Below are 24,256 nucleotides of genomic sequence, written 5' to 3' on the forward strand. Positions count from 1 at the left end.
GACCTCAGAGGAGCCGTACGCCATGACCGCAGTGAATCCCCCCGCGCACACCGACGCCGTCCCCACCCCCGTCGGTGGCCCCACCCCGGTGACCAACGCGAAGCAGCTGCAGAAGCCCTCCGGGATGCCGGTCCACAAGTACCGCGGCTACGAGGCCGTGGACATCGCGGACCGTACGTGGCCGGACAACCGCATCACCGTGGCGCCCCGCTGGCTGTCCACGGACCTGCGTGACGGAAACCAGGCCCTGATCGACCCGATGTCGCCGGCGCGTAAGCGCGAGATGTTCGACCTGCTCGTGCGCATGGGCTACAAGGAGATCGAGGTCGGCTTCCCGTCCTCCGGCGAGACCGACTTCGCGTTCGTGCGCTCGATCATCGAAGAGGGCGCGATCCCCGAGGACGTGACGATCTCCGTCCTGACGCAGGCCCGTGAGGAACTGATCGAGCGCACCGTCGAATCCCTGCGCGGGGCACACCGGGCCACCGTCCACCTGTACAACGCCACCGCCCCCACCTTCCGCCGCGTGGTCTTCCGCGGCTCGAAGGAGGAGGTCAAGCAGATCGCCGTGGACGGCACCCGGCTGGTCATGGAGTACGCCGACAAGATCCTGGGCGACGAGACGGTCTTCGGCTACCAGTACAGCCCGGAGATCTTCACCGACACCGAGCTGGACTTCGCCCTGGAGGTCTGCGAGGCCGTCTGTGACGTCTGGCAGCCCGAGGAGGGCCGGGAGATCATCCTCAACCTGCCCGCCACGGTGGAGCGTTCGACGCCCTCCACCCACGCGGACCGGTTCGAGTGGATGTCCCGCAACCTGACCCGCCGCCCGTACGTCTGCCTGTCGGTCCACCCCCACAACGACCGCGGCACCGCCGTCGCCGCCGCCGAACTGGCGATCATGGCGGGCGCCGACCGCATCGAGGGCTGCCTGTTCGGCCAGGGTGAGCGCACCGGCAACGTCGACCTGGTCACCCTGGGCATGAACCTGTTCTCCCAGGGCGTCGACCCGCAGATCGACTTCTCGCAGATCGACGAGATCCGCCGCACCAGCGAGTACTGCAACCAGATGGAGGTCCACCCGCGCCACCCCTACGCGGGCGACCTGGTCTACACCGCCTTCTCCGGCTCCCACCAGGACGCCATCAAGAAGGGCTTCGACGCCATGGAGGCCGACGCGGCCGCCCGGGGCGTGACCGTCGACGACATCGAGTGGGCGGTTCCGTACCTGCCGATCGACCCGAAGGACGTCGGCCGCTCCTACGAGGCCGTCATCCGGGTCAACTCGCAGTCCGGCAAGGGCGGTATCGCCTACGTCCTGAAGAACGACCACAAGCTGGACCTGCCGCGCCGGATGCAGATCGAATTCTCCCGGATCATTCAGGCCAAGACCGACGCCGAGGGCGGCGAGGTCACGCCGACCCAGATCTGGTCGACCTTCCGCGACGAGTACCTGCCGAGCCCCGAGAACGCCTGGGGACGCGTCCAGATCCGTTCCGGTCAGACGACCACCGGCAGCGACGGCCAGGACACCATCACGGTCGAGGCCACCGTCGACGGCGCGGACACGGTGCTGACCGGCACGGGCAACGGACCGATCTCGGCGTTCTTCGAGGCGCTGCAGGCCATCGGCATCGACGCCCGCCTGCTGGACTACACCGAGCACACGATGAGCGAGGGTGCGAGCGCCCAGGCCGCCTCCTACATCGAGTGCGCGATCGACGGCAAGGTGCTGTGGGGCATCGGTATCGACGCCAACACCACGCGTGCCTCGCTGAAGGCGGTCGTCTCCGCGGTCAATCGCGCGGCCCGCTGACACCGGCCAGGCGTCATTCCGGACAAAAACCTGATACACCACTGAACCACGCGGCCCCGGATCCCCGTTCACCCCTCGAGGGTGGGCGGGGTTCGGCCATATCCGGCTGTTGTGACGTCCTGGATGCTGACGCCACATCACGCATGTGGCTAACATCACGTCCAACGCGGCAATGTTGCCGCGGGGTCACCTCCCGTGCCCGGAAGGCGTACGGGGGAGTCACGGAGGTGTGCGACGTGCGGACAGCCAAAGGACAACGCGCCCCAGGACTGCGCATCTACGGCATCCGCACCGTCTGGGACACGGTCGGCGACGGAGAGTTCTTCTGCCCGTCCTGCGGAGGCGACCGCAACTACCGGCGCCTCACGGGCCGCCACCGCCTCACCGTCCTCGGGCTGCCGCTGCTGGCGCGGGGCACCGCCGGACCCGTCGTCGAATGCGCCGCCTGCGGGACGCACTTCGAGCCGGACACCCTCGACCACCCCACCACCACCCGCTTCTCCGCCATGCTGCGGGAGGCCGTCCACACGGTCACGCTCGCCGTGCTCGCCGCCGGCGGAACCACCTCCCGCACCGTCCTGGAGACGGCTGCCACCGTCGTCCGTGACGCGGGACTCGACGACTGCTCCCAGGAACAGCTCTTCACCATCGTCGAGGTGCTCGCCGCCGACGCCGGCCACGGCGACGGGACCGACCCCGCGGCCGAGGCCTGCGGCGCCGCCCTCGCCATCGAACTGCACGAGGTCCTGAAGCCGCTCGCACCGCACCTGGCCGTGCCCGGCCGCGAGGCGCTCCTCCTGCGGGGCGCCCGGATCGCGCTCGCCGACGGCCCGTACAGCCAGGCGGAGCGCGAGGTGCTGACCACGGTGGGCGGCGCGCTGCAGCTCTGCCCCGCCGACACGGCCAAGCTGCTGGAAGCGGCGCGTACGCCCTCCTGAGGCTCCCTGGGGCCCGCCGGTGCCTCCCGGGGCCCTGACGGTGACACCGGCACCGAGGACCGCCGACAGACGCCCGGCCGGTGGGCGACAATGGACGCATGAGCTTGTTCCGGGACGACGGCGTCGTGCTGCGCACGCAGAAGCTGGGCGAGGCCGACCGGATCATCACGATCCTGACCCGCGGCCACGGGCGGGTGCGCGCCGTGGCGCGCGGGGTGCGCCGCACCAAGTCGAAGTTCGGGGCGCGCCTCGAACCCTTCTCCCACGTGGACGTGCAGTTCTTCGCGCGCGGCAGCGAGCTGATCGGCCGGGGCCTCCCCCTGTGCACCCAGAGCGAGACGATCGCGCCCTACGGCGGTGGCATCGTCTCCGACTACGCCCGCTACACGGCGGGCACCGCGATGCTGGAGACCGCCGAGCGGTTCACCGACCACGAGGGCGAGCCCGCGGTCCAGCAGTACCTGCTGCTCGTCGGCGGGCTGCGCACCCTCGCGCGCGCCGAACACGCGCCGAACCTGATCCTGGACGCGTTCCTGCTGCGCTCCCTGGCGGTCAACGGCTACGCCCCCAGCTTCGTCGACTGCGCCAAGTGCGGTATGCCCGGACCGAACCGGTTCTTCTCCGTGGCGGCGGGCGGTGTCATATGCGGCGACTGCCGGGTACCCGGGAGCGTCGTACCCTCGGCGGAGGCCGTCGAACTGCTGAGCGCGTTGCTCACCGGTGACTGGGAGACGGCGGACGCGTCCGAGGCGCGTCATGTCAGGGAGGGGAGCGGACTCGTGTCCGCCTATCTGCACTGGCATCTGGAGCGCGGCCTGCGCTCGCTGCGGTACGTGGAAAAGTGACACAGGGAGACGAGAGAAGCCCATGGCAGTACGCGGGATGCTCGGCGGCCGTAACCGGCGTGAGTACAAGACCCCCGAGCCGCACCCCTCCGGCGCCACCCCGCCGAAGATCCCCGGCGAGCTCGTGCCCAAGCACGTGGCCGTCGTGATGGACGGGAACGGCCGCTGGGCCAAGGAGCGGGGTCTCCCGCGCACCGAGGGCCACAAGGTCGGTGAGGGCGTCGTCATGGACGTCCTCAAGGGCTGCATCGAGATGGGCGTCAAGAACCTCTCGCTGTACGCGTTCTCCACGGAGAACTGGAAGCGCTCGCCGGACGAGGTGAAGTTCCTCATGAACTTCAACCGGGACGTCATCCGCCGCCGCCGGGACGAGATGGACGCGCTCGGCATCCGCATCCGCTGGGTCGGCCGCATGCCGAAGCTGTGGAAGTCCGTCGTCCAGGAGCTCCAGGTCGCCCAGGAGCAGACCAAGGACAACGACAAGATGACGCTGTACTTCTGCGTCAACTACGGCGGCCGCGCCGAGATCGCCGACGCCGCGCAGCGCATCGCCGAGGACGTCGCCGCGGGGAGGCTCGACCCGTCGAAGGTGAACGAGAAGACGTTCGCGAAGTACATCTACTACCCGGACATGCCGGACGTGGACCTCTTCGTGCGCCCCAGCGGGGAGCAGCGCACGTCCAACTACCTGATCTGGCAGAGTGCCTACGCCGAGATGGTCTTCCAGGACGTCCTGTGGCCGGACTTCGACCGCCGTGACCTGTGGAACGCCTGCCTGGAGTTCGCCCGGCGCGACCGGCGGTTCGGCGGCGCGCAGGAGATCACCAAGGACGAGAAGCCCGCGGAGGGCTGAGACCGCGCGGAGGGGCCCCGTCGCGGGGCCCCTCCGCGCCGTTCGTGGGAAGCCCCCGGGGGTCAGTCCCCGGAGTTCGCGCAGTCCGCGCAGGTCCCGAAGATCTCCACCGTGTGGGCCACGTTGACGTAGCCGTGCTGCGAGGCGATGGTCTCGGCCCACTGCTCCACCGCGGGGCCCTCGACCTCGACGGCCTTCCCGCAGACGCGGCAGACCAGGTGGTGGTGGTGATCACCCGTCGAGCAGCGCCGGTAGACGGCCTCGCCGTCCGTGGTGCGCAGGACGTCGACCTCGCCGGCGTCGGCGAGGGACTGGAGCGTGCGGTAGACCGTGGTCAGCCCGACCGAGTCGCCCCGGTGCTTGAGCACGTCGTGCAGGTCCTGGGCGCTGCGGAACTCGTCGACCTCGTCGAGCGCCGCCGCGACCGCCGCCCGCTGCCGGGTGGACCGGCCGCGTACCGGAGCCGCGTTCGTGCCACTGATCGGCGCCGTCGCCACAGCTGCCTCCTCGTGTCGCCCGTACGTACGTCGGGCCATTGTGCCAGCCCGCCCCGGCGTCCCGGTCACACCCGCACGTCGTCCTTCGCCGGGCGGGCGGCCGGTACCTCAAGGGTGCACCGGTCGGCGTCGCTCGCGCCGCCCCGGGCGCGCCTGCGGGCCAGCGGCGTGGCGAGCGCCGTGAGCATGACGAACGCGGCGATGGCCAGCAGCACGATCGTCGCGCCCGGCGGCACGTCCTGGTAGTACGACGTCACGGTGCCGGCCAGGGTGACTGCCGTGCCGATGACGACGGCCAGGACGAACGTCACCTTGAAGGACTTCGCGATCTGCTGCGCGGCGGCGACCGGCACGACCATCAGCGCGCTGACCAGCAGCAGGCCGACGACCCGCATCGCGACGGTGACGGTGATCGCCGCGGTCACGGCGACGAGCAGGTTGAGCGCCCGCACCGGCAGTCCGGTGACCCGGGCGAACTCCTCGTCCTGGCTGACGGCGAACAGCTGCCTCCGCAGCCCCACGGTGACCAGCACCACGAAGGCGGCCAGCGCGACGATCGCGATGACGTCCTCCTCGGAGACCGTCGAGAGGGAGCCGAAGAGGAACGACGTCAGGTTGGCGTTGGAGCCGGTGTCCGAGAGGTTGATCAGCATCACCCCGCCCGCCATGCCGCCGTAGAACAGCATGGCCAGGGCGATGTCGCCGCGGGTGCGGCCGTACCAGCGGATCAGCTCCATCACGACCGAGCCCGCCACGGCGACCAGCGTCGCCATCCACACCGGGTTGGTGGAGAGCAGGAAGCCGAGGCCGACACCGGTCATCGCGACGTGCCCGATGCCGTCGCCCATCAGGGCCTGACGGCGCTGTACCAGGTAGATGCCGATGGCGGGCGCGGTGATCCCGACCAGGACCGCCGCGATCAGGGCCCGCTGCATGAAGGGGGGATTCAGGAATTCCAGCATGATCAGGTCAGCAGTCCCGTCCGGACGGGCTCGGAGGCCGCGTGGGGGTGTACGTGGTCGTGACCGGGCAGGGCGTGCTGGCCCACTGCCTCGGGGGGTGGTCCGTCGTGCATGACGCAGCCGTCCCGCAGGACGATCGCCCGGTCGATCAGCGGCTCCAGGGCGCCCAGCTCGTGCAGGACGAGCAGCACCGTCGCCCCGCCGGCGACCTGCTCGCGCAGCGTGGTGGCGAGGATCTCCTGGCTGGCCAGGTCCACGCCCGCCATCGGCTCGTCCATGATCAGCACCTCGGGCTCGGAGGCGAGCGCGCGGGCGATCAGGACCCGCTGGTGCTGGCCGCCGGACAGGGCGTTCACGGAGTCCTTCGCACGGTCGGAGAGGCCGACGAGTTCGATGGCCCGGTCCACGGCCGCCCGGTCCGTCCGGCCCGGCAGCCCGAGCTTCGTGCGGGACAGGCGCCCCGAGGAGACGACCTCGCGGATCGTCGCTGGGACGCCGCCCGCCGCCGTGGTGCGCTGCGGCACGTATCCGACGCGGGACCACCCGCGGAAGCGGCGCAGCGGTGTGCCGAACAGCTCGACGGTCCCGCCGGTGAGCGGCACCTGGCCGATGACGGAGCGCACGGCGGTGGACTTGCCGGATCCGTTGGCGCCGAGCAGCGCCACGACCTCACCGCGGTGGACGGTGAGGTCGACTCCGCGCAGCACGGCGCGTGCGCCGAGCGTCGCCGTGGCTCCGCGCATGCTGATCACGGGTTCTGGCGTACTGGGCTCTGGCACGATCGCCTCCGGTGCGGGTCGGGGTGCTTCCTGGGTCACTTCGCGCCGAGTGCCTTCTGCAGCGCGGCGAGGTTGGACTCCATGACCTCGGTGTAGTCAGCGCCGGCGGACTTGTCGGTGATTCCCTCCAGCGGGTCCAGGACGCCGGTCTTCAGTCCGAGGTCCTTCGCGAGGGTCTTGGCGGTCTTGTCGCTGGCGAGCGTCTCGAAGAACACGGTGGTCGCCTTGCTCTTCTCGGCGACGGAGTGGATCTCGTCGATCCGGGCCGGGCTGGGCTCGGCCTCGGGGTCGATGCCGGCGATGCCCTCCTGGGTGAGGCCGTAGCGCTCGGCGAGGTACCCGAAGGCGGAGTGCGTGGTGATGAACGTCTTGGTGGCGGTGTTCTTCAGCCCGGTCTCGTACGCCGTGTTGAGGGCGTTCAGCTCGGTGACCAGGGCGTCGGTGTTCTTGCGGTAGTCCGCGGCGTGGTCCGGGTCGGCCTTCTCCAGGGACTTGCCCACACCCTCGGCGACCTCGGCGTACTTCACGGGGTCCAGCCAGATGTGCGGGTCGAGTCCGGCCTCCTCCTCGCCCTCGTGCCCGTGCTCCTCGCCCTCCTCCTCCTCGTGTCCGTGGTCGTGGCCGACCTCGGAGCCGTGGTTCTCGAGCGTGGTGAGCTTCGCCGCGTCCACGGTGTTCTTCACGCCGGCCTGCTCGACGGCGTCGTCGACGGCGGGCTGGACGCCCTTGAGGAACAGGATGTAGTCGGCGTCGCCCAGACCGCCGATCTGCCGGGGGGAGAGCTCCAGATCGTGCGGCTCGGTGCCCGGCTTGGTCAGGGTCGTGACGGAGACGTGCGAACCGCCTATCTCCTCGGCCAGGAACTGCATCGGGTAGAAGGACGCCACCACGTCCAGCTTGCCGTCGCTCCCGCCCTCGGCCGCGTCGGAGGAGGAGCAGGCGGAGAGCGCGGTGAGGCCGAGCGCGACTGCTCCGGCGACGGCGGCTGTGGGTATGAGGCGGCGTACGTTCATGACAGTCATTTTCAACAAAACTGGAAACGATTGTCAACAAGGCTGATGAGATGCCCGGATCGGGACCCGGTGACCGCGATGCGCCCCACCGATTTGATCCAAGGGGTGCGCCCGCCGGTAATCTGGTGCATTCGCCCGCCCGTCTCGCGTACAGCCCCCAGCGAGGCGCTTCGCGCCGCCCCTGTCCAGTTCCGCCGTCGTAATGAAGAGAGCACCGTGGCCGCCGACAAGATCGACACCATCGTCAGCCTGAGCAAGCGCCGTGGCTTCGTCTACCCCTGCAGCGAGATCTACGGCGGCCAGCGGGCCGCGTGGGACTACGGGCCGCTGGGCGTCGAGCTGAAGGAGAACCTCAAGCGCCAGTGGTGGCGCTACATGGTGACCGCGCGCGAGGACGTGGTCGGCATCGACTCGTCGGTCATCCTCGCCCCCGAGGTCTGGGTCGCCTCCGGTCACGTCGCCACGTTCTCGGACCCCCTCACCGAGTGCACCTCCTGCCACAAGCGCTACCGCGCGGACCACCTGGAGGAGGCGTACGAGGAGAAGCACGGCAAGCCGCCCGTCAACGGCCTGGCCGACCTCAACTGCCCCAACTGCGGTAACAAGGGCACCTTCACCGAGCCCAAGGCGTTCTCGGGTCTGCTCTCCACCCACCTCGGCCCGACCCAGGACACCGGCTCGGTCGCCTACCTGCGCCCCGAGACCGCCCAGGGCATCTTCACCAACTTCGGCCAGGTGCAGCAGACCTCGCGCAAGAAGCCGCCGTTCGGCATCGCGCAGATGGGCAAGTCCTTCCGGAACGAGATCACTCCGGGCAACTTCATCTTCCGCACGCGCGAGTTCGAGCAGATGGAGATGGAGTTCTTCGTCAAGCCGGGCGAGGACGAGCAGTGGCAGGAGTACTGGATGGAGCAGCGCTGGAACTGGTACACCGGTCTCGGCATGCGCGAGGAGAACATGCGGTGGTTCGAGCACCCGAAGGAGAAGCTCTCCCACTACTCCAAGCGCACCGCTGACATCGAGTACCGCTTCCGCTTCGGCGGCAGCGAGTGGGGCGAGCTCGAGGGCGTGGCGAACCGTACCGACTACGACCTCAAGGCGCACTCCGAGGCCTCCGGCACGGACCTCTTCTACTACGACCAGGAGAAGGGCGAGCGCTACACGCCGTACGTCATCGAGCCCGCGGCCGGCGTCGGCCGCTCGATGCTGGCCTTCCTCCTCGACGCCTACAGCGAGGACGAGGCCCCCAACGCCAAGGGCGTCATGGAGAAGCGCGCCGTCATGCGCCTCGACCCGCGCCTCGCGCCGGTCAAGGTCGCCGTCCTCCCGCTGTCCCGCAACCCGCAGCTCTCGCCGAAGGCCAAGGGCCTCGCCGCCGACCTGCGGCAGAACTGGAACATCGAGTTCGACGACGCGGGCGCCATCGGCCGCCGCTACCGCCGTCAGGACGAGATCGGTACGCCGTTCTGCGTCACCGTCGACTTCGACACCCTCGACGACAACGCGGTGACCGTGCGCGAGCGCGACACCATGAAGCAGGAGCGCGTCTCCCTGGACCAGATCCAGAGCTACCTCGGCTCCCGTCTGCTGGGCTGCTGACCGCACCCTCCGTCCGTACCAGGCCCCCGGTTCCGCCCCACGGAACCGGGGGCCTCGTGCACACTGGGCGCACCCGTCCACAGGGAGGCCCAGGATGCCGTCCATGACCACGAGCAAGGTCAGCAGATGGGACCGGCACGGCCGTGAACACGTCGTCCACGTAAGGAAGTCGGGGACGCGGCGGCAGCTGAGCTGCGACACCTGCGGGTGGCGCAAGGCCGCTCAGTTCCTGCCCTGGCTGAAGGCCGAGGAGCACCTGACCGAGGCCCATCAGGCCACGGTCGACCCGACCGCCTGAGCCCGCGCCGGGGAGCGCTCGGGGCGTTGCCGCGGGCGTGGCCGAGAAAAACCGGATGAGGTGCCCCTGCGGCCGGGGTACCTTTCCGTCATGTCTTCGTTCTTCCAGATCTACGAGTGAGCGCGCGACGGGCCCGACCGCCCGTCGCATCGATACACGACACGTCATCCTCACTTCCTCACCATGAACGGGAGAACGCCGTGGCGAAGAGCCGCAACAACCTTCTCGGCGTGGGCGGGCAGCGCAAGAAGCTGTCCGCCGCGGAACGACAGGGCGCGGGCCCCGCGCGCGACAAGGACCGCAAGGTCGCCGAGGACAGGAAGCAGGAGCTGGTGCGCAAGATGCGTGAGCGCGCCGCCGCGGAGACCGCTCCGGCGCAGGACGCACCGGCCGGGAGCTGACCTCCTCGCACGACCCGCACGGACGGGCCCGGATCACCTCGTGATCCGGGCCCGAGCCCGTCCCTTCCCGCTCACCTCACCGCACGGGGGAGCCGCAGGCTCAGCAGAGTCGTCAGGACGACGGCCGCCAGCTGCACCAGCAGCGTCACGATCAGCGCGTCCCGCATCCCGGCCCCGGACGCCAGCGACAGGAACAGCGTCCCGAGCGTGGCGACCCCGAGGGCCAGGGCCGCCTGCTGGGTCGTCGTCATCACGCCGCCACCCACCCCGGCCCGCTCGGCCGGCACGTCGGACAGCACGATCCGGATCAGGACCGGCAGCTGCAGGCCCTGCCCCAGCCCCGCGATCGCGACGCCCGGCAGCAGTCCCAGCAGTCCGAGGTCCGGCCAGCCCTGCCACACGGTCAGCGCCAGCACCGTGACGCCCACGCCCTGGATCATCCCGCCGGCCGTCACCACCCGGCTGCCGAAGCGCCGGACCGCGGACGCCTGAGCGGCGGCATGGCGGGTACCTCAGGGCGGCCTGGGCGGGCGGGTCCGGCAAGTACCTCAGGGCGGCCTGGGCGGGCGGGTCTCCGTGCCACCGTGCGGGTACGGGACAATGGGGCCATGACCACGCTCGCCCCCGCCCTCCCGCTGCTCCGGATCGGCCCGCACACCGTCCAGCCGCCGGTCGTGCTCGCCCCCATGGCCGGCATCACCAACGCGCCCTTCCGCACCCTGTGCCGCGAGTTCTCGGGCGGCAAGGGGCTGTTCGTCAGCGAGATGATCACCACACGGGCGCTGGTCGAGCGCAACGAGAAGACCATGCAGCTCATTCACTTCGACGCGAGTGAGACCCCGCGTTCCATCCAGCTGTACGGGGTGGACCCCGTGACCGTCGGCAAGGCGGTCCGCATGATCGTCGACGAGGACCTCGCCGACCACATCGACCTGAACTTCGGCTGCCCGGTCCCCAAGGTCACCCGCAAGGGGGGCGGCTCCGCGCTCCCGTACAAGCGGCCCCTGCTCCGCGCGATCCTCCGTGAGGCCGTCGCACAGGCGGGCGACCTCCCGGTGACCATCAAGATGCGCAAGGGCATCGACGACGACCACACCACGTACCTCGACGCGGGCCGCATCGCCGTCGAGGAGGGGATCACGGCCGTCGCCCTGCACGGCAGGACCACCGCCCAGCACTACGGCGGAACGGCCGACTGGGACGCCATCGCGCGCCTCAAGGAGCACGTCCCCGAGATCCCCGTCCTCGGCAACGGCGACATCTGGAGCGCCGACGACGCCCTGCGGATGATGCGTGAGACCGGCTGCGACGGCGTCGTGGTGGGCCGCGGGTGCCTGGGGCGCCCCTGGCTCTTCGGTGATCTGGTCAGCGCGTTCGAGGGCACGGGGACGAGGCAGGAGCCCGTCCTGCGCCAGGTCGCGGACGTCATGCTGCGCCACGCGACGCTGCTGGGGGAGTGGATCGGCGACGAGAGCCGGGGCGTCATCGACTTCCGCAAGCACGTCGCCTGGTACCTGAAGGGCTTCGCGGTCGGCTCGGACATGCGCCGGAAACTCGCGGTCACCTCCTCGCTGGAGGAACTGGGCGGTCAGCTCCAGGAACTCGACCTGGACCAGCCCTGGCCGGTCGGCGCGGACGGCCCCCGGGGGCGCACCTCAGGCAACAACCGGGTGGCGCTGCCGGACGGCTGGCTCAAGGACCCGTACGACTGCGCGGGTGTGAGCGCCGACGCGGAGCTGGACACCTCGGGCGGCTGACGCGCCTCATTGTGCGGGGCACCGAGTGCCGACGGGAAAAGCCCGCTCACATGAGCGGGCTTTTCCCGTCGGATCGGACGTGTTCGGGGGCGATCCATCGGTGCGTGCAGGGGGCCACTCCCTCGTCGGGGACACTTGGTCACTTTCCGTCAGTATCCGATGGCTCCCTGGTGACCAGCCGCTGTCATGCGGTCGTCCGGATGGTGACATCTGAGCGCGCGGGGGAGCGTGATTCTCGCCACCTCTGAGGAGGGTTTGGCTCAGATGAGCGCTCACGGGGTTGCTGTACTTCTCAAATGACGGCACTGGGTGCCAGGCGGGTTTACTTTGATCGATCAAGCCATCCGTTACGTTGAGTCGCCGGATCGGGTCGATCGGTCGACTCTCGGCAATGATTGCTTCAAGGAGTGAACGCACCGCCTCGGCGGGAGCGGTCGGCTCGTTACTTTCGATCTGCTGGCGGACGGGTGGTTGAGACCTCGCGACGCGCAAGTGGCCGTACCGGGACACCTTCGATCTGGGTATGTTCCTCGCCGTCAGGGCAGCCACCGCGTCCTCGAGGAGTCGAGACCCGTGTCGGAAAACAAAGATCCCCAGAAGTTCGTCTACGACTTCACCGAGGGCAACAAGGATCTGAAGGATCTTCTGGGTGGCAAGGGTGCCAACCTCGCCGAGATGACCAACCTCGGGCTGCCCGTCCCTCCGGGTTTCACGATCACCACCGAGGCCTGCAAGGTCTACCTCGACAGCGGTGACGAGCCGGCGGAGCTGCGCGACGAGGTCAGCTCGCACCTCCGGGCGCTCGAGAAGCGGATGGGCAAGAACCTCGGCCAGGCCGACGACCCGTTGCTGGTATCCGTCCGCTCCGGCGCGAAGTTCTCGATGCCCGGCATGATGGACACGGTCCTCAACATCGGCCTCTCCGACGCCTCGGTCGTGGGCCTCGCCGCCCAGGCCGGCGGCGAGCGCTTCGCCTGGGACTCCTACCGTCGCCTCATCCAGATGTTCGGGAAGACCGTGCTCGGTGTCGACGGCGACCTCTTCGAGGGGGCGCTGGAGGCGGCGAAGGAGGCCAAGGGCGTCACGGTCGACGTGGATCTGGACGCGGCCGACCTGAAGAAGCTGGTCGAGCACTTCAAGAAGATCGTCGTCCGGGACGCCGGGCGGGACTTCCCGCAGGACCCGCGCGAGCAGATGGACCTGGCCATAAACGCGGTCTTCGACTCGTGGAACACCGACCGGGCCAAGCTCTACCGCCGCCAGGAGCGCATCCCCGGCGACCTCGGCACGGCTGTCAACGTCTGCTCGATGGTCTTCGGCAACCTCGGCCCCGACTCCGGCACGGGCGTCGCCTTCACCCGCGACCCGGCCAGTGGCCACCAGGGCGTCTACGGCGACTACCTCCAGAACGCGCAGGGCGAGGACGTCGTCGCGGGCATCCGCAACACGGTGCCGCTCGCCGAGCTGGAGTCGATCGACAAGGCGTCGTACGACCAGTTGATGAAGATCATGGAGACCCTGGAGACCCACTACAAGGATCTCTGCGACATCGAGTTCACGATCGAGCGCGGCCAGCTCTGGATGCTCCAGACCCGGGTCGGCAAGCGCACCGCCGGCGCCGCCTTCCGCATCGCCACCCAGCTCGTCGACCAGGGCCTCATCGACGAGGCCGAGGCGCTCCAGCGGGTCAACGGGGCCCAGCTCGCGCAGCTGATGTTCCCGCGCTTCGACCACGGCGCCGCCAGCGTGCTGCTGGGCCGCGGCATCGCCGCGTCGCCGGGTGCGGCCGTGGGCAAGGCCGTCTTCGACTCGTACACCGCCGTCAAGTGGTCGCGGTCGGGCGAGAAGGTCATCCTCATCCGCCGGGAGACCAACCCCGACGACCTCGACGGCATGATCGCGGCCGAGGGCATCCTGACCTCGCGCGGCGGCAAGACCTCGCACGCCGCCGTCGTCGCCCGCGGCATGGGCAAGACCTGTGTCTGCGGCGCCGAGGAGATCGAGGTCGACACCAAGCGCCGCCGGCTCACGGTCGGGGACACCGTCGTGGAGGAGGGTGACCTCGTCTCCGTCGACGGGTCCAGCGGCAAGGTGTACCTCGGCGAGGTCCCGGTCGTGCCGTCCCCGGTCGTCGAGTACTTCGAGGGCCGCGTGCACGCGGGCGCCGACGAGGCCGACGAGCTCGTCTCCGCCGTGCACCGGATCATGGCGTACGCCGACCGGGTACGCCGTCTGCGGGTACGGGCGAACGCGGACAACGCCGAGGACGCCTCGCGGGCCCGTCGCTTCGGCGCCCAGGGCATCGGCCTGTGCCGCACCGAGCACATGTTCCTCGGTGAACGCCGCGAGATGGTCGAGAAGCTGATCCTCGCGGACACCGACGACGAGCGTGAGGCCGCGCTCGAGGCGCTGCTGCCGCTCCAGAGGGCCGACTTCATCGAGCTGTTCGAGTCGATGGACGGGCTGCCCGTCACCGTCCGGCTGCTCGACCCGCCGCTGCACGAGTTCCTGCCCGACATCACCGAGCTCTCCGTGCGGGTCGCGCTCGCCGAGTCCCGCAAGGACGCCAACGAGAACGACCTGCGTCTGCTGCAGGCCGTGCACAAGCTCCACGAGCAGAACCCGATGCTGGGGCTCCGCGGTGTGCGTCTCGGCCTGGTCATCCCAGGACTGTTCGCGATGCAGGTCCGCGCGATCGCGGAAGCGGCGGCCCACCGCAAGAACGCGAAGGGCGACCCGCGCGCCGAGATCATGATCCCGCTCGTCGGCACGGTCCAGGAGCTGGAGATCGTCCGTGAGGAGGCGGACCACGTGATCGCCGAGGTCGAGGCGGCCACCGGCACGGAACTGCGGCTGAGCATCGGCACGATGATCGAGCTGCCCAGGGCGGCGCTGACCGCCGGTCAGATCGCCGAGGCCGCCGAGTTCTTCTCCTTCGGCACGAACGACCTCACCCAGACGGTGTGGGGCTTCTCCCGCGACGACGTGGAGGCCTCGTTCTTCACCGCGTACCTGGAGAAGGGCATCTTCGGGGTGTCGCCGTTCGAGACGATCGACAAGGACGGCGTCGGCTCCCTCGTACGCAGTGCGGTGGAAGCGGGCCGGGCCACCCGCCCGGACCTCAAGCTCGGCATCTGCGGCGAGCACGGCGGTGACCCCGAGTCGGTGCACTTCTTCCACGAGGTGGGCCTGGACTACGTCTCCTGCTCGCCGTTCCGCATTCCGGTCGCCCGGCTCGAAGCGGGCCGCGCCGCCGCCGAATCGCGGGGCAGCGACAGCCGCTGACTTACGCTCCGAGCGACCGTCACGACTCCGGATTCCGCCGGCGGATCACAGAGACCCTCATCGGGGTCCGCCGGCGGAGCCGGATTACCCGGAAGCGGCGGCACCCTGTGCGGGGGTGCCGCCGCTTCGTCAATTGAACGGCGAACCATTCCATGTGGTTCGCTTTTCACCGTTCGGTGCGCAAATCAGAGACGCGGGGCCCGGGTGCGGCCCGGGGATCCCCACCCCCGGGCCGCACCCGGGCACCCTTGCCGGGTACGGAGCCGCACCATCGTTCACCGCCGCCGAACGGGCGAAGCCCCCACGGCCCTCACCCGCTCTTCGGTGAATCCGGTGACGTACCCGACGTCGTACAGCCTTTCGGCTGGCGGGGACGCGGGCGAGACATTTCAACTGTGGCCGAAACTCCGTGGTGACCTGCTGTGACGCCTTGCATACGCTTCGGCGGGGGTAATTGCGGGTGCAACAGGTGGGGGTTCGGTGCTGCGTATCCATGTGTCCGGGGTGGACCTTTCGCGCGTGCGGATGGCCACGAGGCCGGACGCGATGTGGGAAACCATTCTGAGTTTCCACCGGTTGAGGGACCGGAGGGCTTCCACCGTGTTCGGGAAATGGCGGAAGGAATCCCGAACCAGGTTGAATGGTGAAGCACGCCTGTTGTCCACCGTCGTTCCACCCCGCGGCTATTTCCCCGACTTCCTGACGCCCTCTCAGGGGAGTGCCGAGCCGTTCGGACTCGACGCCGGAATGGAGGCGCTGCGCGACACCCCGGTGGACCGGATCCGTGCGGAGACCGGGCTGCTCACGCGGAGCGCCCCCCTCGCCCGGAGACCGCCCCCCGGCTCCTCGTCCGCGCCCGCGCTGCCGGAGGCACTCGCCGAGGGGCGTACGGAGCCGCTGGGGCGTCTCATCTCCACCCTGCGCGCCTACCACCGTGCCGCGGTCGAGCCGTACTGGCCGCACATCCGGGCGAGCGTCGAGGCCGACCGGGCCGTCCGGGGGCGTGCCCTGCTGGACGGTGGCGCGGACGGACTCCTCGCCACCCTGCCGCCGATGATCCGCTGGCGTGCGCCCGTGCTGGAGGCGGACTACCCCGTCGACCGGGAACTGCGCCTCGACGGGCGGGGTCTGCTCCTGCAGCCCTCGTTCTTCTGCCGGGGCACCCCCGTCGTCTACCGCGACCCGGTCCTCCCGCCCGTCCTCGTCTACCCGGTCACCCACCCCGGCGCCCCGGCGGTCCCGGAACCCGGCCCCTGGCTCGGCCGGCTCGTCGGCCACACCCGTTCGGCGGTCCTGCGGTCCATAGACAACGGCTGCACGACGAGCGAACTGGCCCGCAGGACCGGGGTGTCCCTGGCCTCGGCGAGTCAGCACGCCTGTGTGCTGCGTGAGGCCGGCCTCGTCCGCACCCTGCGCCATGGCAGCTCGGTCCTGCACACCCTCACGCCGCTGGGCGCCGCCCTGATCCGGGGCGGCGCCCCGATAGCGGTGCCCTGACGTACGCGGCCGGCCGGCGGCGATGAGTTCTGCCGCCCCCGGCCGTCTACCTACCGTGAGCGCTCGCAGGGAGCGCGCGAAAGCACCGCACGGTGCCGGACGGAAGAGTGGGACGTCATGCCTCAGCCTCAGATGATCTTCGTGAACCTGCCGGTCAAGGACCTCGGCACGACGAAGGACTTCTTCGCGAAGCTCGGGTTCGGCTTCGACCCGCGGTTCAGCGACGAGACGACGGCCTGTCTCGTCATCAGCGACACGATCTTCGCCATGCTCATCAGCGAGCCGCGCTTCAAGGACTTCACCAAGAAGGAGATCGCCGACGCCTCCAGGACGACCGAGGTCCTCGTCGCGCTGAGCGCGGACAGCCGCGCCAGGGTTGACGAGCTGGCGGACGCCGCGCTGGCCGGCGGAGGGTCGCCCGCCAACGACCCCATGGACGAGGGCTTCATGTACGGCCGGTCCTTCCAGGACCCGGACGGCCACATCTGGGAGATCGTCTGGATGGACCCGGCCGCGGTCGAGGGACAGTCCTGACGCACACCGGGCGGCGTCCGCGGAGCCGGGTCCGCGAACGCCGTCACCGGATGTGTCAGGAGCGGAACGGCCCCGTGACCTCGTAGGTGATGCCCCCCGACGAGCTGCCGCTGGTCCCGCGTTGCGAGGAGAAGTAGAGCCGCCGGCCGTCCGGGGAGAAGGCCGGGCCGGTGATCTCCGAGCCGGACTGGCCGCTGATCCGCAGGAACGGGGCGACCGTGTCGGCCGGGGTGATCAAGCAGATCTCCATGTTGCCGCCGTCCTCGGCGACGTACAGGTCGCCCGAGGCGGACCGGGTGACGTTGTCCACCCCGGTGAGCGGGGCGGTGCCGCTGGTGACGAGCGAGTCGTCGTAGGCCAGGGACAGCGACGAGGCGTTCGCGTCGTACGCCCACACCCGGTTGTCGCCCTTGGTGGTGAACCAGCAGGTGCCCGCCGCGTAGAAGCAGCCCTCGCCGCCGTTGAACGCCTTCGCGCCGGAGACCTGGTAGCGGGTCTGGGTGGGTGAACCGTCCGGGTCGGGGACCGTCGCCCAGGTCACCGGGCCGGAGGTACCGGTGCCCGCGACCAGCACCTGGAGCGTGCCGGACGACAGGTTGCCCCAGGTGGTGGGGCGGAAGCGGTAGAAGCGCCCGTCCGTCTCGTCCTCGGTGAGGTAGACGTAGCCGTGGTCGGGGTCGGCCGCCGCCGCCTCGTGCTTGAAGCGTCCGAGTGCCGGGCGCTGCACGGCCGCGTTCACACCCCAGGGGTCCGTCTCGTAGACGGATCCGCGGGTGACCTCCTCGCAGGACAGCCAGGTGTTCCACGGGGTCCGGCCGCCGGCGCAGTTGTTGTTCGTGCCGGACAGGATGCGGTACGCCGAGGTGACGGTCCCCGAGGAGTCGAAGCGAACCGCGCTCGCCCCGCCGCCGCTGCCCGAGGAGACCTCGGCGTTGGAGACGTAGATCCACCCGCCGCCGTCGGTGAAGGTGGCCCCTCCGTCCGGTGCGCTGTGCCAGGCGTACGAGGTGCCGGGGACGGTCTGCCCCGAACGGGCGATGATCCTGCTGGTGAAGCCGCTCGGCAGCCGGATGCCGTCGCTGTCGGCGGCCTGCAGCGCGCCGTAGGGCCCGGTGGCCGGCTGGGCGGGTGCGGCGGAGGCGGCACCCCTCCAGAGGGTGCCGCCGAAGGCCGCCGCCGATGAACCGATCACCGCTGTGCGCAAGAAGGTCCGACGTTCCACGATCACTCCACGGGTGACGTGCTGGCCCGCCGGCCCGGTCGGCCCGGCGGGTCGAACGTCAGGACAGTAGAGGCGCGCGGTTGCCGCAGCTCCAACGTGTCATGAACAGGGCGGGATCAGTCCGCGCGGACCGCGAAGACCGGCACGGTGACCTCGTCGTCGTCCAGGCAGGCGCCCGTCTCCAGGTCGAAGCGCTGCTTCAGCAGCGGCGACGCGACGAACGGCCGTCCCCCGGCGGAGCCGACCAGACCGCGGGAGAGGACGTACGCACCGGTGAAGGGATCACGGTTGTCGATCGCGTACACGCGTCCCGACCGGTCCACGAACAGGGCGACCTGACGGCCGTCCGGGAGGAGCGCGGCGACACCGCGCCCCGGGGTCAGCAGCGAACGGTCGCAGACCGTGAGCCAGGCGTCCCCGTCCGCGAGCCGGATCGTCCCGGTGTCCTGCGCCGTTTCCAGTGTCTGGGTCGTCATCAGGAGGAAGTCCCTTCAAGAGTACGGATGGCGAGCACGGGACCCGCGAGGATGTCCAGGTCGGGCTTGACCTGGTCCCGCTCGGGGACGAACTTGACCGAGGGGTCCGGTGCGTCGGGGGCGTTCACGAAGGTCACGAAGCGCCGCAGGCGCTCCGGGTCGTCGATGGTCGCGGCCCACTCGTCGCGGTAGCCGCCGACGTGGTCGGCCATCAGCCGCTCCAGCTCGTCGCAGAGGCCCAGCGAGTCGTGGACGACGACGTCACGGACGTGGTCCAGGCCGCCCTCGATCCGGTCCAGCCAGGTCGAGGTGCGCTCCAGACGGTCCGCCGTGCGGATGTAGAACATGAGGAACCGGTCGATGAGACGCACCAGTTCGGCGTCGGAGAGGTCCTGGGCGAGCAGGTCCGCGTGACGCGGGGTGGCGCCGCCGTTGCCGCCCACGTAGAGGTTCCAGCCCTGCGCCGTGGCGATGATCCCGAAGTCCTTGCCGCGGGCCTCCGCGCACTCCCGGGCGCAGCCGGACACCGCCGACTTCAGCTTGTGCGGGGAACGCAGGCCCCGGTAGCGCAGCTCCAGATCGATGGCCATCTTCACGGAGTCCTGGACCCCGTAGCGGCACCAGGTCTGCCCCACGCAGGACTTGACCGTGCGCAGCGACTTCCCGTAGGCGTGCCCGGACTCGAAGCCCGCGTCCACCAGGCGCGTCCAGATCAGCGGCAGCTGGTCGACGCGGGCGCCGAACAGGTCGATCCGCTGGCCTCCGGTGATCTTCGTGTAGAGGCCGAAGTCCCGGGCCACCTCGCCGATCACGATCAGCTTCTCCGGGGTGATCTCACCGCCGGGGATACGCGGTACGACGGAGTACGAGCCGTTGCGCTGGAGGTTGGCCAGGAAGTGGTCGTTGGTGTCCTGCAGGGCGGCCTGCTCGCCGTCCAGGACGTAGCCGCTCGCGCCGACCGTCGGGGCCAGCGACGCGATGATCGAGCCGACCGTGGGCTTGCAGACCTCGCAGCCGTCGCCGCCCCGGGCCGACTCGCGGCCGTGCGAGTCGAGGAGCCCGGCGTACGTCGTGACACCGAGGGTGCGGACGATCTCGTACAGCTCGCTGCGGGTGTACTCGAAGCAGCCGCACAGCCCCTGGTCCTCGGGCTGCGGCAGCAGCTGTCCGATGACCTTGACGCAACTGCCGCACCCGGTGCCTGCCTTGGTGCACTTCTTCACCTCGGGCAGCGTGGTGTGCTCGCAGATCGCGCCCTTGGTGACGTTGTGGCAGGAGCAGATCACGGCGTCGTCGGGCAGCGAGGACGGGCCGAGGGTGACCGGGCCGCCCGCACCGGCCGGCAGCACCAGCTGCTCCGGGGCGACGGGGAGCACCGTGCCGGTCATCGGCCGCAGCGTGCCGTACTGGTCGGCGTCACCGATGAGGACACCGCCGAGCAGTGTGCCGTCCTGGCCGATGACCAGCTTCTTGTAGACACCCGAGCGGGAGTCCGCGTACACGACGTCGAGGCAGCCCTCGGCGGCGCCGTGGGCGTCGCCGAAGGAGGCGACGTCCACACCCAGCAGCTTCAGCTTGGTGGAGAGGTCGGCGCCGGTGAAGGAGGCCGCGTCGCCCGCGATCACGTCGGCGACCGCCAGCGCCATCTCGTAGCCCGGCGCCACCAGCCCGTAGACCCGGCCGTCCGACGCGAGCGCGCACTCGCCGATCGCGAAGACGTCGCTGTCGGAGGTGCGGCACTCCTCGTCGACGACGATGCCGCCGCGCGGGCCGACCGCCAGACCGCAGTCGCGGGCCAGCTGGTCACGGGGACGTACACCGGCGGAGAAGACGACGAGGTCGGTCTCCAGCGAAGAACCGTCCGACAGGGACATGCCGTCGACCCGGCCGTCCTCACCCGCGGTGACCTCCTGGGTGCCGACACCCGTGTGGACGGTCAGACCCATGTTCTCGATGGTGCGCAGCAGTGCCGCGCCACCGCCCTCGTCCACCTGCACCGGCATCAGCCGGGGGGCGAACTCCACGACGTGCGTGTCGAGTCCGAGTCCCTTCAGCGCGCCCGCGGCCTCCAGGCCGAGCAGCCCGCCGCCGACGACCGCGCCGGTCCTCGCGTTCTTCGCGTACTCCTCGATCGCGAGGAGGTCCTCGATGGTGCGGTAGACGAAGCACCCCTCGGCGTCCTTGCCGGGGACGGGCGGCACGAACGGGTACGAGCCGGTGGCCAGCACCAGCGTGTCGTAGGAGAACGTCTCCCCGGAGCGCGCGGTGACGGTGCGGGCCTCACGGTCGACGCTCTCCGCCGGGTCGCCGACGCGCAGCTCGATGCCGTGGCGTTCCATGAAACCGGCCTCGACGAGCGAGAGGTCCTCCGGGGTCCTCCCGGAGAAGTACGAGGTCAGCTGCACCCGGTCGTACGCGGGGCGGGGCTCCTCGCAGAGCACGACGACCCTGGCGGTACCCGCCGCGGGGGTCAGGCCGCGGTCGGCGAGCGCCTCCAGGAACCGCTGTCCGACCATGCCGTGCCCGACGACCACGATGGTCGGCACGCCTGCGGTGGGGGCGGTCGGGGGAGTGGACACCGGCATCAGAAGCCTCCGTCGTTGGTGAGCAGGTGGAGCAGGGACATGTCGGCGGGGAGGGGGTCGTCGTCCTGCCAGGTCCGTGCGAGGGTGCCGACCGCGGCGAGATCGCCGAACAGCACCCCGCCCGCCAGCCGGTCGCCCCGGACGACGACCGTGCGGTACGCGCCCCGGGTGGCGTCGGCCAGCCGGATCACGTCGTCGCCGGGCAGCGGACGGGACTCGCCGAAGGCGGCCAGGTCGAGACCCCCGGGCGTTCCGGAGACGACGGTGGCTCCGGTTCCGGCGGCGCCGGCGGAGGGGGATCGCAGGGTGAGCCGTGTCAGGGCCCTGGTGCCCCCGTAGCCGGCCGGGCGTCCGGCCAGGACCTCGGCCAGTACGTCGGCCTGTTCGAGCGCGGCGCCCGCCAGCCCGTAGACCGTCCCGTCGTGCTCGGCGCAGTCGCCGACCGCGTGGATGTACGGGTCGGAGGTGCGCAGCTCGTCGTCCACGACGACTCCCTTGCGGACCTCGAGCCCGGCGGCCTGTGCCAGCCCCGTCCTGGGGCGGACACCGCACGCCAGCACCGTGATCTCGGCCTCCAGCTCGTAGCCGTCGGCGAGTTCCACGGCCCGCACCGCCGGGGTGTCGCCGTCGGTGCAGCGCAGTCCGCGGACCCGGCACTCGGTGTGCACCTCGACGCCGAGGGCCTCCAGATGACCGCGCAGCATCCCGGCGGCCTCGGCGTCCAGCTGGCGTTCCATGAGGTGCTCGCCCTGCTGGGCCAGCACCACCTGGGCGCCGCACTCCGCCAGGGCTCGGGCCGCCGACACCCCGAGGAGCCCGCCGCCGATGACGACGGCGCGCACACCGGGGCGCACCGCGGCGCGCAGGGCCAGGCAGTCGTCGAGGGTGCGGAACGGATGCACACCGTCCGGCAGCGTGTGGCCGAGGCCCCGCAGCGGCGGCAGCACCGGGTTGGAGCCGGTGGCCAGCACCAGGCGCCCGTAGCCGATGACGCCGCCGTCGTCGCAGAGCACCTGGCGCTCCGCCCGGTCGATCCGCACGACACGCACCCCGCGCCGCACCTCGGCGGGCGGCAGGGCGATGACGTCCGGCTCGTACCGGCCCGCGAGCACCTCGGCGAGCAGCACCCTGTTGTACGGTGCGTGCGACTCCTCGCCGACGACGGTGACACCGGGCACCCGGGCGGCGAGCCGAGCGCCCGCCATCCCGGCGCCGATCACCACCACCCGCGCCGCGTTCTCCGACTGTGTCCTCATACCGACGAGAGTGCGCGGCGGGTGTTACCCGGCCGCATCCCTCCTGTTTCCCTGGAGGAACCTTGCGCTCAGCGCGTCCCGACGCCCTCTGTGAGGGCGCGGACACCACCGGTTGGACGGTGTACGCACCATCTGCTTAAGTCGCGAGCATGCCTGACATAACCCTCACCACCCTGCTCGTCCTCTGCCTGGCCGCCGCGGCGGCCGGCTGGATCGACGCGGTGGTGGGCGGTGGCGGCCTCCTCCTCCTGCCCGCCCTGCTGCTGGGGCTGCCGCACGTCCCGGCCGCGCACGTCCTCGGCACCAACAAGGCCGTCGCCATCGTCGGCACGTCGGGCGCGGCCGTCACCTACCTGCGCAAGGCGCCGGTGCAGGTGGGGACCGCCGTACGCATCGGGCTCATGGCGCTCGCGGGGTCGATGACCGGCGCGTTCTTCGCGGCAGGCATCAGCAGCGACGTGCTGCGCCCGGTGATCATGGTGGTGCTGCTCGCGGTCGCCGCCTTCGTGATGCTGCGGCCGTCCTTCGGCACGGCGGCCGCCGGTGACGGCGCGGGCGAGAAGGTCACCAGGGCCCGTACGGTCACCGCGATCGTGCTGGTCGGCGGCGGTATCGGCTTCTACGACGGGCTGTTCGGACCCGGCACGGGTACCTTCCTCGTGCTGGCGCTGACGGCCGTGCTCCACCTCGATCTGGTCACCGCGTCCGCCAACGCCAAGATCGTGAACGTCTGCACCAACGCCGGCGCGCTGGCGATGTTCGCCTACCAGGGGACCGTCCTGTGGCAGCTCGCCGCGCTGATGGCCGTATTCAATCTGGCGGGCGCGATGCTCGGGGCGCGCATGGCCCTCAGGAAGGGCAGCGACTTCGTCCGCGGGGTCCTGCTGGTCGTGGTGTTCTCGCTGGTCGCCAAGCTCGGCTTCGACCAGTGGACGGCCTGACCGGCGCGTCCCCGCTCGGAACCGGGCGGTCGGGCCGCCGCATCCCGCTCTCCGCTCCGGGCGGTCAGCGAACCCCGGTGAGGTGGGCGTACGCCACCACGTTGCCCAGGTAGCCGGTCTCCCGCGAGAAGCCGCCGCCGCAGGTGATCAGCCGCAGTGAGGCGTCCGGGGTGGCGCCGTAGACCCGCTGGTCCGGGAAGGCGTCGTTCTCGTACACCTCGACCGCGTCGACGGAGAAGACGGCGGTGCGGCCGTCCCGGCGGTCGATCTCGACCTCGGCCCCCTTCTTCAGGGACCCGAGGGAGTAGAACACCGACGGCCCCTCCGCGTCGTCGACATGCCCGGCGACCACCGCGGTGCCCTTGGTGCCGGGCGGGGTGCCGCCCTCGAACCAGCCGGCGAGATTGCGGTTCCCGGCGGGCGGTGCGTCGAGGCTGCCGTCCGGGCCCAGCCCGAGGCCGGTCATGGGCGCGTCCACACCGATGCCCGCGATGCGGATCCTGACCGGGGCGGAGGGACGCAGCGGTTGGGCGGCCCGGGTGCCGGGACGTGGCGCGGCGCCCGCGGTGAAGGCCTCGGCGGTGGACGGCTGGGGGGCGGCGGTCCGGACGGCCGCGCCGTTGTGGACCAGCCATGTCCCGCACAGCGCGGCGATGCCCGCCAGCCAGGCCTTGGCCTTGAGCGCCGTCCTGTCCACGTCCC

The 24,256-nt window shown here is 70.7% G+C and carries 21 protein-coding genes and 1 pseudogene; 12 read left to right on the forward strand and 10 right to left on the reverse strand.

What is annotated here, in order from left to right; translation table 11 throughout:
• Positions 1-22: 22 nt before the first annotated feature.
• From leuA to LWJ43_RS22745, 4 genes are all read left to right on the forward strand, one after another.
• Entirely contained in the window at positions 23-1,816 is a 1,794-nt protein-coding gene (gene leuA / locus LWJ43_RS22730) for a 2-isopropylmalate synthase (protein WP_277334060.1), read from the forward strand.
• Between the two features lie 236 nt (positions 1,817-2,052).
• Positions 2,053-2,754, forward strand: coding sequence for a TerB family tellurite resistance protein (locus LWJ43_RS22735; RefSeq protein ID WP_277334061.1), 702 nt, complete (start codon positions 2,053-2,055; stop codon positions 2,752-2,754).
• Between the two features lie 98 nt (positions 2,755-2,852).
• On the forward strand, positions 2,853-3,599 hold the full coding sequence (gene recO / locus LWJ43_RS22740) for a DNA repair protein RecO (RefSeq protein ID WP_014156371.1): 747 nt from the start codon (positions 2,853-2,855) through the stop codon (positions 3,597-3,599).
• Positions 3,600-3,621: 22 nt separating this feature from the next.
• Positions 3,622-4,452, forward strand: a complete 831-nt coding sequence (locus tag LWJ43_RS22745; protein ID WP_277334062.1) for an isoprenyl transferase — start codon at positions 3,622-3,624, stop codon at positions 4,450-4,452.
• A 62-nt stretch (positions 4,453-4,514) separates the two neighbouring features.
• On the opposite strand, the gene LWJ43_RS22750 is transcribed toward LWJ43_RS22745, so the two are convergent.
• The 4 genes from LWJ43_RS22750 to LWJ43_RS22765 form a co-directional block, all read right to left on the reverse strand.
• Positions 4,515-4,949 (reverse strand): Fur family transcriptional regulator, encoded by a 435-nt coding sequence (locus LWJ43_RS22750; protein ID WP_277334063.1) that lies wholly within the window; start codon positions 4,947-4,949, stop codon positions 4,515-4,517.
• Positions 4,950-5,014: 65 nt separating this feature from the next.
• Positions 5,015-5,914 (reverse strand): metal ABC transporter permease, encoded by a 900-nt coding sequence (locus LWJ43_RS22755; RefSeq protein WP_277335966.1) that lies wholly within the window; start codon positions 5,912-5,914, stop codon positions 5,015-5,017.
• The gene (locus tag LWJ43_RS22760) at positions 5,914-6,690 is read right to left on the reverse strand and encodes a metal ABC transporter ATP-binding protein (RefSeq protein ID WP_385448940.1); all 777 of its coding nucleotides are present in this window, start codon (positions 6,688-6,690) and stop codon (positions 5,914-5,916) included. The genes LWJ43_RS22755 and LWJ43_RS22760 overlap by 1 nt, the downstream gene beginning before the upstream one ends.
• Before the next feature lie 35 nt (positions 6,691-6,725).
• Entirely contained in the window at positions 6,726-7,703 is a 978-nt protein-coding gene (locus LWJ43_RS22765) for a metal ABC transporter substrate-binding protein (protein ID WP_277334064.1), read from the reverse strand.
• 216 nt (positions 7,704-7,919) lie between these two features.
• Here LWJ43_RS22765 and LWJ43_RS22770 point away from each other — a divergent pair, with 216 nt between their 5' ends.
• From LWJ43_RS22770 to LWJ43_RS22780, 3 genes are all read left to right on the forward strand, one after another.
• A complete protein-coding gene (locus tag LWJ43_RS22770) occupies positions 7,920-9,302 on the forward strand; it encodes a glycine--tRNA ligase (RefSeq protein WP_277334065.1) in 1,383 nt (460 codons plus the stop codon).
• A 94-nt stretch (positions 9,303-9,396) separates the two neighbouring features.
• Complete coding sequence (locus tag LWJ43_RS22775) at positions 9,397-9,600, forward strand: hypothetical protein (protein WP_277334066.1); 204 nt, start codon at positions 9,397-9,399, stop codon at positions 9,598-9,600.
• 200 nt (positions 9,601-9,800) lie between these two features.
• On the forward strand, positions 9,801-10,001 hold the full coding sequence (locus LWJ43_RS22780) for a DUF6243 family protein (protein WP_277334067.1): 201 nt from the start codon (positions 9,801-9,803) through the stop codon (positions 9,999-10,001).
• A 71-nt stretch (positions 10,002-10,072) separates the two neighbouring features.
• On the opposite strand, the pseudogene LWJ43_RS22785 reads toward LWJ43_RS22780, so the two are convergent.
• Positions 10,073-10,480 (reverse strand): annotated as a pseudogene (locus tag LWJ43_RS22785) (MFS transporter); the annotation flags it as partial.
• Positions 10,481-10,609: 129 nt separating this feature from the next.
• Here LWJ43_RS22785 and dusB point away from each other — a divergent pair.
• The 4 genes from dusB (at position 10,610) to LWJ43_RS22805 (ending at position 17,074) form a co-directional block, all read left to right on the forward strand.
• Positions 10,610-11,758, forward strand: coding sequence for a tRNA dihydrouridine synthase DusB (gene dusB, locus LWJ43_RS22790; RefSeq protein WP_277334068.1), 1,149 nt, complete (start codon positions 10,610-10,612; stop codon positions 11,756-11,758).
• Positions 11,759-12,331: 573 nt separating this feature from the next.
• On the forward strand, positions 12,332-15,043 hold the full coding sequence (gene ppdK, locus LWJ43_RS22795) for a pyruvate, phosphate dikinase (protein ID WP_277334069.1): 2,712 nt from the start codon (positions 12,332-12,334) through the stop codon (positions 15,041-15,043).
• Positions 15,044-15,523: 480 nt separating this feature from the next.
• Complete coding sequence (locus LWJ43_RS22800) at positions 15,524-16,540, forward strand: ArsR/SmtB family transcription factor (protein ID WP_277334070.1); 1,017 nt, start codon at positions 15,524-15,526, stop codon at positions 16,538-16,540.
• 117 nt (positions 16,541-16,657) lie between these two features.
• Positions 16,658-17,074 (forward strand): VOC family protein, encoded by a 417-nt coding sequence (locus LWJ43_RS22805; protein ID WP_277334071.1) that lies wholly within the window; start codon positions 16,658-16,660, stop codon positions 17,072-17,074.
• 55 nt (positions 17,075-17,129) lie between these two features.
• On the opposite strand, the gene LWJ43_RS22810 is transcribed toward LWJ43_RS22805, so the two are convergent.
• From LWJ43_RS22810 to LWJ43_RS22825, 4 genes are all read right to left on the reverse strand, one after another.
• A complete protein-coding gene (locus LWJ43_RS22810; protein ID WP_277334072.1) occupies positions 17,130-18,296 on the reverse strand; it encodes an alkaline phosphatase PhoX in 1,167 nt (388 codons plus the stop codon).
• A gap of 116 nt (positions 18,297-18,412) precedes the next feature.
• Positions 18,413-18,772, reverse strand: coding sequence for a nitrite reductase small subunit NirD (gene nirD / locus LWJ43_RS22815; protein ID WP_277334073.1), 360 nt, complete (start codon positions 18,770-18,772; stop codon positions 18,413-18,415).
• The gene (nirB, locus tag LWJ43_RS22820) at positions 18,772-21,357 is read right to left on the reverse strand and encodes a nitrite reductase large subunit NirB (RefSeq protein ID WP_277334074.1); all 2,586 of its coding nucleotides are present in this window, start codon (positions 21,355-21,357) and stop codon (positions 18,772-18,774) included. Before nirB ends, nirD begins: the two co-directional genes overlap by 1 nt.
• Positions 21,357-22,613, reverse strand: a complete 1,257-nt coding sequence (locus tag LWJ43_RS22825) for an NAD(P)/FAD-dependent oxidoreductase (RefSeq protein WP_277334075.1) — start codon at positions 22,611-22,613, stop codon at positions 21,357-21,359. Before LWJ43_RS22825 ends, nirB begins: the two co-directional genes overlap by 1 nt.
• A 149-nt stretch (positions 22,614-22,762) precedes the next feature.
• On the opposite strand from LWJ43_RS22825, the gene LWJ43_RS22830 reads away from it, so the two are divergent.
• Positions 22,763-23,554: a sulfite exporter TauE/SafE family protein gene (locus tag LWJ43_RS22830; RefSeq protein ID WP_277334076.1), complete on the forward strand. Its 792-nt coding sequence runs from the start codon at positions 22,763-22,765 to the stop codon at positions 23,552-23,554.
• 64 nt (positions 23,555-23,618) lie between these two features.
• On the opposite strand, the gene LWJ43_RS22835 is transcribed toward LWJ43_RS22830, so the two are convergent.
• Entirely contained in the window at positions 23,619-24,251 is a 633-nt protein-coding gene (locus LWJ43_RS22835) for a class F sortase (RefSeq protein WP_277334077.1), read from the reverse strand.
• Positions 24,252-24,256 lie beyond the last annotated feature (5 nt).

Origin of the sequence: Streptomyces sp. JH34 (assembly GCF_029428875.1) — a bacterium.
Taxonomy (GTDB): Bacteria; Actinomycetota; Actinomycetes; order Streptomycetales; family Streptomycetaceae; genus Streptomyces.